The sequence below is a fragment of the Pseudorhodoferax soli genome (genome assembly GCF_003337555.1).
GTDB lineage: Bacteria > Pseudomonadota > Gammaproteobacteria > Burkholderiales > Burkholderiaceae_C > Pseudorhodoferax > Pseudorhodoferax soli.
Genome location: NZ_QPJK01000001.1, coordinates 710992 through 723759, shown reverse-complemented (window position 1 = coordinate 723759; position 12768 = coordinate 710992). Strand labels below are relative to the sequence as shown.

General features: G+C 63.5%; 11 protein-coding genes. All 11 read left to right on the top strand.

The window, feature by feature from the left end:
• The first annotated feature begins 34 nt into the window (after positions 1–34).
• Genes DES41_RS03225 through DES41_RS03175 form a run of 11 tightly spaced genes read left to right on the top strand, consistent with a single transcriptional unit; the run spans position 35 to position 12715 of the window.
• Positions 35–952: a polysaccharide biosynthesis tyrosine autokinase gene (locus DES41_RS03225; RefSeq protein ID WP_114465832.1), complete on the top strand. Its 918-nt coding sequence runs from the start codon at positions 35–37 to the stop codon at positions 950–952.
• Entirely contained in the window at positions 942–1988 is a 1047-nt protein-coding gene (locus DES41_RS03220) for a glycosyltransferase family 2 protein (protein ID WP_114465831.1), read from the top strand. The genes DES41_RS03225 and DES41_RS03220 overlap by 11 nt, the downstream gene beginning before the upstream one ends.
• Positions 1985–3295, top strand: a complete 1311-nt coding sequence (locus tag DES41_RS03215) for a hypothetical protein (RefSeq protein WP_114465830.1) — start codon at positions 1985–1987, stop codon at positions 3293–3295. Before DES41_RS03220 ends, DES41_RS03215 begins: the two co-directional genes overlap by 4 nt.
• Positions 3292–4230, top strand: a complete 939-nt coding sequence (locus DES41_RS03210; protein ID WP_114465829.1) for a glycoside hydrolase family 26 protein — start codon at positions 3292–3294, stop codon at positions 4228–4230. Before DES41_RS03215 ends, DES41_RS03210 begins: the two co-directional genes overlap by 4 nt.
• Positions 4227–5102: an aldo/keto reductase gene (locus DES41_RS03205; protein WP_281277156.1), complete on the top strand. Its 876-nt coding sequence runs from the start codon at positions 4227–4229 to the stop codon at positions 5100–5102. The genes DES41_RS03210 and DES41_RS03205 overlap by 4 nt, the downstream gene beginning before the upstream one ends.
• Positions 5099–6226: an acyltransferase family protein gene (locus DES41_RS03200; protein WP_114465827.1), complete on the top strand. Its 1128-nt coding sequence runs from the start codon at positions 5099–5101 to the stop codon at positions 6224–6226. Before DES41_RS03205 ends, DES41_RS03200 begins: the two co-directional genes overlap by 4 nt.
• Positions 6227–6228: 2 nt before the next feature.
• Positions 6229–7446, top strand: coding sequence for a glycosyltransferase (locus DES41_RS03195; RefSeq protein WP_114465826.1), 1218 nt, complete (start codon positions 6229–6231; stop codon positions 7444–7446).
• Entirely contained in the window at positions 7443–9512 is a 2070-nt protein-coding gene (locus tag DES41_RS03190; RefSeq protein ID WP_114465825.1) for a glycosyltransferase, read from the top strand. The genes DES41_RS03195 and DES41_RS03190 overlap by 4 nt, the downstream gene beginning before the upstream one ends.
• The gene (locus tag DES41_RS03185) at positions 9509–10672 is read left to right on the top strand and encodes a nitroreductase family protein (protein WP_114465824.1); all 1164 of its coding nucleotides are present in this window, start codon (positions 9509–9511) and stop codon (positions 10670–10672) included. The genes DES41_RS03190 and DES41_RS03185 overlap by 4 nt, the downstream gene beginning before the upstream one ends.
• A 6-nt stretch (positions 10673–10678) precedes the next feature.
• The gene (locus DES41_RS03180; RefSeq protein ID WP_114465823.1) at positions 10679–11836 is read left to right on the top strand and encodes a polysaccharide pyruvyl transferase family protein; all 1158 of its coding nucleotides are present in this window, start codon (positions 10679–10681) and stop codon (positions 11834–11836) included.
• Entirely contained in the window at positions 11837–12715 is an 879-nt protein-coding gene (locus DES41_RS03175) for a glycosyltransferase family 2 protein (protein WP_114465822.1), read from the top strand.
• Positions 12716–12768: the final 53 nt, after the last annotated feature.

Below are 12768 nucleotides of genomic sequence, written 5' to 3'. Positions count from 1 at the left end.
GACCATAGAACCAAGCCGCACCAAGCTCCATTCCATGACGGCGATCGATGACGGACTGGACACCCGCCCAGACCCACCGGCCGCTGTTTCGACACCGGAGCCGGGAAGTCAGCTTGTCGACCGCTCCATCGGCGACCTCATCCGCGAAGTGCGCAAACTTGATGCGCGGCAGGTCGAACTCATCCTGCAGCACCAGCGCCAGCATGGCACGCGCTTTGGTGACGCGGCGATCGCCCTCAAGCTCGCATCGCGCGACGATGTGCTGTGGGCGTTGTCACAGCAATTCCACTACCCCTACGCGGCCGAGGGCGGTCGCGGTGACTTGAGCAATGAATTGGTCACCGCGACCGATCCGTTCAGCGATGCCGCGGAGGTATTCCGCGACGTGCGCAGCCAGTTGCTCATGGGTGTATTGGCGCCCGACCAGCCGCGCCGGGCGCTCGCGATCCTTAGCCCCGACGTGGGCGACGGAAAGACTTACTTTGCTGCCAATCTGGCCGTGGCCTTCTCCCAGTTGGGCGAGAGCACGCTGCTGATCGATGCAGACATGCGCACTCCGCGCCAGCACATGTTGTTCGGCATGCAGCCGGGCACCGGGCTGAGCAACATCCTGGCAGGCCGAGCCGCCGCCGATGTCGAGCAGGACGTGCCGGGCCTGCCTGGCCTGAGCCTGCTAACCGTGGGCACGCTGCCACCCAATCCGCTGGAATTGATGCAACGCCCCAGTTTCAGCTTCCTCATGCAGGACGTGCTGACCCGGTTTGATCATGTGGTGGTCGACACGCCCGCCGGCGTGCGCGGCGCTGACAGTCGCGTGCTCGCTGCGCGTTGCGGTGCTGCACTGGTGATCGGGCGCCGCAACCGCACCCGCATGGACGCGTTGCAAGACCTGGTGCAGCAGATCGGACGCTCGCACGCCAAGATTGCGGGAGTTCTGCTCAATGAGCATTGACCGCAGCCTGTCGATCCTCGTGGTGATCCCCACGCTCAACGAGCGTGCGCACATCGACAGCGTGGTGGACACACTGGCGCTAGACTGGCCACAGCAGCACCGCGTGCGCATAGTCGTGGCTGACGGTGGCAGCACCGACGGCACTGTGGAGCGGGTGCACGAATTGGCGCAGAGCCGGCCCTGGCTGTCGCTACTGCCCAACCCGCAGCGCGTCCAGAGCGCCGCGGTGAATTTGGCGGCGCGCGTGGAGGGCAAGGCGGCCGATGTTCTGGTCCGTTGTGACGCACACGCCGAGTATCCGGCGGGCTTCGTGCGTCGCCTGGTGGACACATTGGAGCGAACAGACGCCGATGCAGTCGTTGTGCCCATGGATTCGGGCGGCTCCAACTGCCTGCAGCGCGCCGTTGCCTGGGTTTCGGACACGCCGCTGGGATCGGGAGGATCCGCCCACCGTGGTGGGCGTCGCAGCGGCTTCATCGACCATGGCCACCATGCGGCGTTCCGCATGGAGAGCTTTCGCCGGGCTGGCGGCTACGACGAGAGCTTCACGCACAACGAAGACGCCGAACTCGACTGCCGCCAGCGTGCACTGGGCAGCCGCATCTACCTGGATGCCGACATTCGAATCGGCTACAGCCCGCGTGACACCTTGCGGGGCTTGTGGCGGCAGTACTTCAACTACGGGCGCGGCCGCTCGCGCACGGTGCGTCGCCACCCTTCCTCCTTGCGCTTGCGCCAGTTGGCAGTGCCTGGGTATGTGGGTTCCTGCATCGTGGCGGTGCTGCTGAGTCTGTGGTGGCCGCTGTTATTGTTATGGCCTGGGATCTACCTGGCGTCTCTGGTGGGCGTCTCGCTGCAGCTGGTGCTGCGGCGCCGGTCCGTTTGCGCGCTGCTGGCGGGGCCTGCGGCTGCGGCCATGCATTGGTCCTGGGCGTTGGGGTTTTTCAGCGGATGGGTCACGGTGCGGGAGCGGAGGTGGACACCCGCTATGGCGCCGAGCATGGAGCCGACATTGGCTGAAGGTCGAAAAGGATGAGGGATGCCGCCGCGCCTTTCAATGCGCGCATGTCAGATGTGCCGTTGGACGCGGCGCGCCGGCGGGATCCGCGCATTGACAGCCGTATGGCCGTCCGCCCCTCCCTCCGCCTTGCCGAGAGGTGGGTCAACAGGCTCCCGCTAGCCGGTGTGACGTTGCTTTCGAAGGTCGGGGCACCCAAGCTTGCAGCGCTGGGAATTTCTTTTTCGATTCCGTTCATCTACCTCGGCGGATTGCTAGGGCTTCTGACCGGCCGGCTGGTGATCGACCCGGCGCGCTTCGTCTGGTTCCTCACCATGGCCGCTGTGCTTTGGCTGATGCAGTTCGTGCACGGGGGACCTTTCTCGGTTCTCTCGTTGCTGATGCTGTGCGTTCTGCACTTGCCTTATGTGCTGGGGGGAAGGGCTGTGAACGGCGGCCCCGAGCGTGCTTGGGATGCGTTTCGGCTTCTCGCTTCTTTCTTGGCAATCTGCGGCATAGCGCAGTACCTGCTGCAATTCGTCATCGGACCGTTGTTCGCCTTCCCGATGGACAACTTGCTTCCTGAGCCCTTGCGCGTGCTCGGATTCAATGGGCAAGGGTGGATCGAGTATGGGTCTACAACGTTTCGTTCCAATGGCGTCTTCATGCTGGAGGCGTCTTTCTTCAGCCAACTCCTCGCCATTGCCTTGGTCGGCGAACTCCTCAATCGCGCGCTCAGCTGGAAACGCGTTGCGCTCTATTGCGCCGGGATCGTTGTGTCCTATTCGGGAACTGGAATCTTGTCCTTGATTGTGTGCTTTCCGATCTGGATGGTGAGGCAGCGACGCTGGGATGTTGCGGCAGTTCTGTTGATTGCAATCGCTTTGTTCTGGGCCGTGCTGTTATCTGGCGTTGCCAACGAAAATGTGTTCGTCAAGGTGTTTTTAGACCGCAGTCGTGAGTTCACTTCAACCGGATCGAGTGGCTTTGCCCGGTTTGTCGGCGGCTTTTACTTGTTCGAACAGTTTCTGTGGCCCGATCCGCTGCGCACCTTGTTCGGCTTTGGCTCCGGTTCGTTCGTTGCATATATTGCCGAAGCACAGTTTCCGGCCCACGGCATGGCTCTGTTCAAGATGGTGTTCGAGTTCGGCATTGTTGGCGCCACTGCCTACTTCGGTTTTCTGCTGTACTGCTTTTCCCGCTCGCGGGCGCCACTCGAACTGCGGGCTGCCATCTTTGTCCCACTCTTGATTCAGAACTACGTGCCGTTTGCACATGGGTTGGCGTTTGTCCTTCTGGTGTGGAGTACGCCCTCCGTGGCGCAGTTCTTGAGGAGTAAGGCATGAAGAAGCATTTCTTGATGATCGCGCTGGCTGCCACGATGGCTGGCGCGACGCCAGCGGCAGAGCCGCCTGCTCTTGGGACCTATCAAGGTGCCGGTTGCACGGGCCGTGACCGCTTGAAGGCGCACGAGACGTGGTTGGGCCGGAAGGTGGATGTCGTGCTCGATGGCCCTGCGCAGGACTCTTGGAGCGCGATGCGATCCAGCACCAAATGGATCGCTCAATGTTGGCAGAACACCGGCAAGGCAATGGTGTTCAGCTTGCCGATGCTGCCCAAGGACGGGAGTTCGACACTGGTAGCCGGAGGCCAGGGCGCCTACAACGCTCACGTTCGGCAGATCGCCCAGACACTTGTTGAGCACGGGCATGCAAATGCGACCATTCGCATTGGCTGGGAGTTCAACGCTGCATGGTTCCACTGGAATTCGCTGAAGGACCCGGAATCCTGGAAGGCCTACTGGCGTCAGATCGTCACGACGATGCGCGCTGTGCCAGGAGCACAGTTCCAGTTCGATTGGTGTGTGATCGTCCATGCGGGCGCGCCTTCGCCAGAGGCGGCTTATCCCGGTGACGATGTTGTCGACACCATCGGTGCTGACGTCTACAACGGCAACTGGAACCCCTCGCTCAGCGCTGAGCAGCGCTGGGGCATGGTTCGCAATGCGCGCTTCGGGCTGGATTGGCATCGCCGCTTCGCTGCAGAGCATGGCAAGCCGATGTCCTTTCCGGAATGGGGTACCGGTAGTCGGCCGGACGGCCATGGCGGCGGCGACGATCCTGTGTTCATGCGCAACATGATCCAGTGGATTCAGTCCAACCCTGTGAAGTACCACATTTACTGGGATTACAAGGCCCCCGATTACGACGGCCAACTGTCGTCCGGGAAGCGTCCGCTCGCCGAGGCGGAATTCCTCCGCGCTTTTGGAGTGCAACGTTGAATTCGAGTCATCGCGGCGACCGCGTATTGCCGACGCTAGCGCTTGGGTGCGCGCGCATCGGATCCGCCTTGACCCCATTGAGTCGGCGCGAATGCATCGCTCTGTTGGATGCCGCTTTAGAACTCGGCGTGCGCCACTTCGACACTGCCAGCATTTATGGGCAGGGCGACAGCGAACGATATATTGGGGAGGCCTTGCACGCTCGCCGGAAAGAGGTGATTCTTGCCAGCAAGGCCGGCCAGCGCTTGACCGCCAAACAAGCTTTGATCTCGCAGTTCAAAGTGCCCATTCGCTGGCTCGCCGCGCAACGCGGCGCAGTCCACAAGCGTGTCGCCGACCATCGAGCGCAAGGTGTGCCTCGCTGCTTCGAGCCCGACTACCTGGAGCGTTCTCTTCTTGAAAGCTTGAAAAGGCTGCGCACCGACCATCTCGATATCTTTTATCTGCACAGCCCCGACCCCGGCGTGCTGGACGACGAGCAACTTTTGCGTCGCGTCGAGCAGTGGCGCGCCAAGGGCCTGTTCCGTGCATTCGGCGTCTCCTGCGATGAAGATGCATTGGTGTGGAAAGCCGGAACGCATCAGTCTGTGGACGTTGTCCAGTTCGCTTTCGATGCGACGGTTCGCGCTCCTGACTTGCTCGCCACTCTTTCGCAGCACGGCAAGCGCGTTGTGCTGCGAGGTTTTCTGCCCGCGGCGCCGCATGGCGTTTCCATGGAACAAGCGCTGCGCGGGGCTCTGGGCAGTGCTTTGAGCCTGCCCGCCGTCGAGGCACTGATTGTGGGCACGACGCGATTGACACATCTGCGGGCCAACGCGCAGGCCTATCAGCACGCCTTGGCCGACGTTTCCGATCGGGAGCTGCGGGCATGAGCACGGCTACTTCAGGCGACCATGCCCTCAACAACTTTGACCTTGTGCGGGTGTTTGCTGCGGCGCAGGTGGTGGTGGTTCACCTGGTCAGCTTCATGCCTGGGATGCACAGCGCTTCTTGGCTAGAGGTGCTTAGCTTGTTTCCCGGCGTGCCGATCTTCTTCTTCATCAGCGGATTTTTGATCGGCGGATCGTGGCGGCGCAACCCGAACGTTGCCGCTTACATTGCCAGTCGCGCGCTGCGCATCTTCCCGGGCTTGTGGGCCGCTTGCCTGTTCAGCCTCGCATTACTGCTGTTCCTGTACTCCGAGCCTTTGAGGGAGAACGTTGGCACGACGTTGATTTGGATAGCGATGCAACTGAGCTTTCTGCAGTCCTGGAATCCGCAGTTTTTGCGGGGCTACGGAATGGGGGTTGCGAATCCAGTGCTTTGGACCATCCCGGTTGAACTTGCGTTCTATGTGGTGCTACCGCTGCTGGTCATTTTGGGCCAGCGGATCAGGCGCTTGTATGGCGTGCTTATCGGTGCGGCGCTAATTTCTCTCTTGGTGTGCTGGTGGGCTACGGCTGGTCTGGATCCTCGTGACGCGCAAGTGGAAACTCTCCGTAAAGTCATGACCGTGTCGCCGCTGTCATTCGTCAGCTGGGTGTGGATGTTCTTGCTTGGCGTGCTGGCGCAGTTGCAGTTCGACCGGCTTCAGCCGCTGATTGCAGGGCGCGCGTTGCCGTTCGTCCTGATCGCCGTTGCTGTTGGCATCCTGTCCTTGTTTGTGGACTTCCCTCCGCTGCTGCATCTGCCCGGCAACGAGATTGGGCTGCTCAATGCCGTCGCAAATGGGCTCGCCTGTCTTGCTTTCGCATATTCGTATCCTGGTCTTGCCCTTCGCTGGTTGCGCGGCAACGACCTGTCTTATGGCGTCTATCTTTATCACATGCCTCTCGCCAATGCGTTGATCGCCGTTGGCGTTGTGGGTTGGCAGGGAGGTGTTCTCGTGTTGATTGGTACTTTTGTGTGCGCGTTCCTGAGCTGGGTCTTGATCGAGCGCCGCGCGCTGGGCTTGAAGAGCCGCTTGCAGCTGTTGCTCGACCGCCGCTCGAGCCTTGGTCGTGAGATTGCGACGTGAACATGAAAGCCCTCTGGATCGCACGCGCCCAGCCATTCCCGCTGGACACCGGTGACCGCATTTACACCGCCCGTCTGCTGCGTGCTGTCGCACAGGCCGGTGCCGACATCACCTTCGCCGGCTTCCCGTGCGAGCCGCCCGCTGTCGTGCCGGCCGACTGGCCGGTCCGCTGGCGCCTGGTGCCCGGCACGCCGCGCGGCACTGCCCGCTCCTTGCTCAGCACGATGCCGCTGGTCGCCGCTTCGCACGCCACGCCGGCCTATCGCCAACTGGTCGAAGAGTTGGCGCAGGAGACTTGGGATTTCGTGGTCTTCGACCAATACGGACTGGGCTGGGCCATGGCGCCGTTCCTCAAGGCACGCGCCGGCCGGGCCGCACCAGTGCTGGTGCATGTGGCGCACGACCACGAGGCATCGGTCTATACCTCGTTGGTGCGCGGGTTCAAGGGTTCGGTCTTCAAGCATGCAGGCTTGTGGCAGAACTTGATCAAGACACGCGCCATCGAGCGCCACATCGCGCGCACCGTCGATCTGGTGACGGCCATCACGCTGGAAGATGCGGAGAAGTTCCATGCCGACGCGCCCGACACCGCCACCGTGGTGCTGACGCCAGGCTACGACGGTGTGGTGTCTACGCGCGAACGCATGCCCGCCGACACGCCGCGCAACGTGATCATGGTGGGCAACTACCACTGGGTTGCCAAATCGGAGAACCTTCGTCAGTTCGTCGCCGCAGCGGATGCGCTGTTCCACCAGAACGGCATCACGCTGCACGTGATCGGCGGCATCCCCGACGACCTGGCTGCCGAACTGCGCCGCAGCAGCCGCGCCACCGTCATCCACGGATTTGTCGACGAGATCGCCTCGCATTTCGCGCAGGCGCGCCTGGCCATCGTGCCCGAGGCCATCGGTGGCGGCTTCAAGCTCAAGTTTCTCGACTACATCTTCAACCGAGTGGCCGTGGCCACGCTGGCGTACGCCGCCGCAGGGCTGCCGCAGGACATCCGCGCCAGCATGCTCCAGAGCGACAACCTGGCCGGCCTGGCGCGCGCCATCGTGGAGGCCATTGGCGACCACGAACGCTTGAACGGTATGCAGCAGCGCGCCTTCGTGGCCGCCCAGTCACGCTACCGTTGGCCCGACCGTGGCAACGACCTGCTGGCCGCCGTGCGCAGCGCACGCGCAAGCATCGACGCGGTTCCCGCCCAGGCCAGGCCATGACCGCATCGCCTCTGGGCAGTTGGCTGTTCGTGGACGCATCGCCATTTTTCGGCGGCCACGAAGTCATGCTGCTGCGCTGGATCGACGAACTGCAAGCGCAGGCGCAGGTGCGGCCCCGCGTGCTAGCCCGGGCGAGCTCGCGTTTGCTGGACCAGGCCCCACAGGCCACGCGCTGCGAGCCGTTCCCTGCAGAGGGGGGCTTGCGGGCCGAACTGCAGTGGCTGCGCCGCAGCGTGCGTGCGCTGGAGCCGGAGTGCGTTGTCGTGGCGTCTGGCGCACTGGGGGCGCACGTGCCGCATGTGATGATGCTGCGCGCCATGGGCCTGCGCGTGCTGCTGTATGTGCCGCTGCTTGGCGCCTTCGCGTCGATGGGCTACCGGCTCGGCGCATGGAAAGATCGCTTCGTGCGCTGGTTCTATGCCAAGGTGCCCAGTGGCTGGGTGGCGATCACCGAAGCGCAGGCCGACGAGTTCCGGGCCTGGGCGCGGCCTTCCGGCCCGGTGTTCGTGCTGCCCAACACCATCGCACCGGAGCTGGAACAGGCCGCCCGCATGCCCGTGCGTGCGCGCGGACCGCAGGAGCCGCTGCGCGCGCTGGTGCTCGGCCGTCTGGACGCCCACCAGAAGGGGTTGGACCTGCTCTTGGACCACCTGGCCCAATCAGATCCGGCGCGCTACGGCGGCCTGCATTTCAGCCTGGTCGGCGATGGCCCGTACCACGGCGATATCGAAGCCACGGTGCGCACGCACCCAGCATTGGCCCAGCACGTGCAACTGCAGCCCTGGATGTCGGCGCATGCGGCGCTGGCCGACTGCGACGTGCTGCTGCTGTGCTCGCGCTACGAAGGCGTGCCGCTGGTCATGCTGGAGGCGATGGCCCTGGGCGTGCCAGTGGTGTGCAGTGATTTGCCGGGCACGCAGCCCTACGTGCCGGCGGGGTGCCGCTTCGCGGTGGGCGACATCGCCGCTGCGCTGGCGGCGTTGCAGACGCTGCGGCCGGTGGAACGGCGTCGCCAACTGGCCGATGCCGGCCGTGCAGGCTTCGAGGCGCAGGCTTCCGGGCGCGCGTTCAGCGCCCATGTACAGCAACTGACACGCAGCGTTCGAGCCCGCTTCAACATCCCTGGCGCTGCCGCCGCCATGTCAGAAGCCCCCGGCATCGCTGGATTCCAAGCTACCCGAGAACTGAGCATGCTGGTCACCGTCTACATCCCCACCAAGAACCGGCTGGCGCTGCTGCAGCGCGCAGTGGCTTCCGTGCTGGCGCAGACGCACCAGGATCTGGAAGTGATCGTTGCCGACGACGGCTCCACCGATGGAACGCTGGCCTGGCTAGAGCAGCTGAGCACCCAGGACGGCCGCATCCGCTTCTTCCACCATGCCCAATCGTTGGGGGCGCCGGCTGCGCGGAACAAGGCGATTCGCAGCGCCCGCGGCGAGTGGGTGACTGGGCTGGACGACGACGACAGCTTCATGCCCGAACGGCTGGCCCTGTTCCTCGAGCATGCTGCGCGGCTGGACGCAAGCGGCCAGCGCTACAGCGGGCTGTACGCGACCGAGGTGATCGAGAGCGAGAAGCGCAGCTACACGCTGGACAAGCCGGCCGTCACTGAATTCGGCGATTTGTTTCGATACAACACCATCGGCAACCAGATCTTTGCCCGGCGCCAGGCTTATCTGGATGCAGGCCTGTTCGACGAATCCATGCCCGCGTGGCAGGACCTCGACCTGTTCCTGCGCATGGTCCACAAGTGCGGGCCGGCGCACCTGGTGCCACAGGCCACCTACAGGCTGGCCGACGATGACCGCTCGGACCGCATCTCCAAGAAGAAGAAGCCCAAGCTGATCGACGCCTATGCACGCATCTGCGCCAAGTGGCCCGATGCGCCGGCAACGGACAAGCAGCGTCTGTATCTGCAACTGCTGGCGCCGTTCTATGGATTTCCGCTGGAGTGGGCGGATGTGCGGCGGTACTTTGGGCAGGGGGTTTCGCTGTCGGCCGCTGTCGCGCTGTTCAAGAACGTCGTGAAGCGCGCCCAGCGACACGGGCGCGCGGCTGCAGCATGACAGCACGGCAACGCATCGACGCTGCGGATGGCCCTGCCGCTGCTGCCACGGCGGTGCGAGGCAGCGATGCGCAGCCGACCAGACGCAAGCCACTGTACGTACGTGCCTTCGGTTTTGCGCGCCACAAGATCGAACGATTGCATCACCGCATCGATCTGGCCTTGCTGCCATTGGCGGCATCCAGTCCCTGGCTTGCCAAGACCTATTACTACTTCTTCAGTTCAGAGTTCAACCGGGAGCAGCATGCGACGGTTGCCGGTCGACTCCACCACATTCGCCACGAAGCTTCGAGCGAGGTGGCATCCGTCATCATCCGTCGCAACGTCCACCGCCTTGAAAAGGGCCTCTGCATGGTGCCGGCGCGCAAGGTGTTCGCGCTCGATTACATCGACGAGACGCTAAGGGCGTTCGAGAACCTGCTGCAAGCGTCCAGCGCCCATGACGTGTCGTTGCTCAAGTACGCGCACGACGTTCTAGGCAGCTACTTCTCGGCGACCGAGTGGAAAGAGTCCGCACAGCAGCCACGGCGGTTTGCTCGATTGAGCGATCAGGCCCGCGCTCTGCTGCATGCGCAGGACTGCACGCCTGCGGCGCCGGCCGTTCACGCGCAGCTTCCGACCAGCGATGTGACGTACGACCAGTTGCTGACCCTGGCTCAGCGTCGGGCCTCCGTGCGCAATTTCGAATCTCGCGCCGTGCCGCGCGAATTGATCGAGCGCGCCGTTGCCGTGGCAGCGCAAGCACCTTCTGCTTGCAACCGCCAGCCAATGCGCTATGTCGCGGTGGCCGACGGCCCTGTCAAGACGGCGCTTGTGCATTTGCCCATGGGCACCGCCGGATACGCCGATGGAATTCCGGTCATGCTGGCCGTCGTTGGCGATCTGAGCGCTTACCCGTACGAACGCGACCGCCACATCATCTACATCGACGCCAGCTTGGCCAACATGCAGCTGATGCTTGCGTTGGAAACTTTGGGACTGGCCTCTTGTTCGATCAACTGGCCTGACATGGAGCAGCGTGAGCGCAAAATGGCGCGCTTGCTGAACCTTGAGCCGTACGAGCGCGTGGTGATGCTGATCGCTGTGGGCTACCCGCAAGCTGCAGGCCTGGTTCCGCATTCAGAGAAGAAGCATGTCGATGAAATGCTGCGGTGGATCTGAGACAAGGTGAGCGTGCTGAACATTGAAATCGTCGGCGTGTCCCCGCACAACAAGGGGGCGTTGCTCATGCTCGAAGCGATCCGTGAACGCTTCAGCCAGCACCTGCCGGGAGCGCGCTTTGCCGTGCCGTTCACCTGGCCTACCGACAAGCGCATGCACTATGGCTTGTACAGCACGTATCCCCGCGATCGTGGAGGGTTCGACAAATCCAGGCTGTGCGAACTCGTGCCGCGTGGCTTTCGCCAAGGCGTGGGGTTCATGGCGCCGAGTGACATCGACGTGGTGCTCGACGCGTCAGGATTTGCGTACGGCGACTATTGGGGCCTGCAGAAGCTGCAGCGCCGCTTGGTTGCCGTCGCAACCAACTGGAAGACGGACCGCAACACGTTCGTCGTGCTTCCGCAGGCCCTGGGGCCCTTCAAGGAGCCAGGCATGGCCAGCGCCTTTGAAAAGGTGCTCGGCAAGGCCGATCTGATCTGCGTGCGTGACAAGACGTCGATGCAGCATGTCCAGGGCCTTGCTGCAGACAAGCACAACGTACGCCTCAGGCCTGACTTCACGAACCTGCTCCACCCGGAACTGCCCGAGCGGCTGCGGGAAGTGCAGGGCGCTGTGTTGTTGATCCCGAACGAAAAGATGGTCGGCCAGGACCAGGCAAGGCGCAACACATACCTTGCTTTCCTTCGTTGTGCGGCAGCGCAGCTCGGCGCTACGGGCCGGCGGCTTGCACTTCTTGTGCATGAGGGTGACGGTGACCGGCGCCTGGCCGTTGAACTCAATGCCATGCTGCCGCAGCCTATCGAGGTGCTGGACGAGCCATCTCCGCTGGTGACAAAGGCCATCATCGGCGTTGCGCATGCAACAGTCTCTTCGCGCTTCCATGGGCTGATCAGCGCACTGGCGGCGGCCGTGCCGTCGGTGGCCTGCGGATGGACGCACAAGTACCAGGAGGTGATGGCGGACTACGGGTGCATTCATCTCAACATCGACCTGGCCAACCAGGCCGCATGGCAGCCTACGTTGCAGCGTCTCATGGCTGCGGCCCAGCACGCTGAAGCGCGCAGGCAACTTGCGTCCGCCGCGGCAGATCAGCGTTCGCTGAGCGAAGCCATGTGGGCGGAAGTCTTCGCCCTGCTGCGCCGCCGTCATCCTGAGGCAGCCTAAATGGAAAGAGCTGTCGTCGCCCGATGTGGCGGCATCTCGGTGATCGTGCCGACCTACCGAGACGGGCACGCCGCTGTGCAGACGGCCGACGCGATTCGGACCCTGCTGCGCGAGGGCGACGAGTTGCTGATCATCGACAACGGTTCAGAGGCTGAGCACGTGCAGGTCTGCCAGGCGTTTGCCAACCGCCATGCCTGGACGCCCATCCGCATCCTCGTGTGCGGACAACGTGGCAGCTACGCGGCGCGCAACTTGGGGGTAGAGCATGCGCAGGGCGAAATTCTCGCTTTCACGGATGCGGGCTGTCTTCCCGCCGCATCCTGGCTCAGCGCGGTGCGAGATCACTTCGCGACGCGAGACGAATCGCGCGTGACTGGCCCAATCGAGATGACCTACGCAGGCGCGCACCCGTCGCTTGTGGAACTGGTCGACGCGCGCATGCACTTGAACCAGGATGGCTACGCGGCGCAGGGTTGGGCGGCAACGGCCAATCTGGCCATTCGGCGTGATGCTCTTCTTGCCTTGGGAGGCTTCGATCCGACTCTGCACAGTGGCGGCGATGTCGAGTTCGGCATGCGGGCAATGGCCAGTGGACACCAGATCGGATGGAGTTCTGCCATGGTGGTTCGGCACCAGGCGCGGGCGACAGTCCAGGAACTGCTGACGAAGCGACGGCGCGTACGGGCCGGGCATCGGCAACTTGCGGCGCGGCCAGGCTTCGCTGAGGTGGTGCAGCATGCGACGCAAGCCAGCGCGCGGGTTCAGCTGGACGCGACAGAGCGGAACTACCCAGGCGTGAGTGGGTTGCGCTGGCAACTTGGCCGAGTTGCCGTGCGCTTATTGCGTGAGTACGAGAAGCTGTTTGGGGCAGAACCGTGAGCCTGCGTATCGTGTTGAGCCCAGGCTGTTGCGGTCGATGAAGCATGGCGACT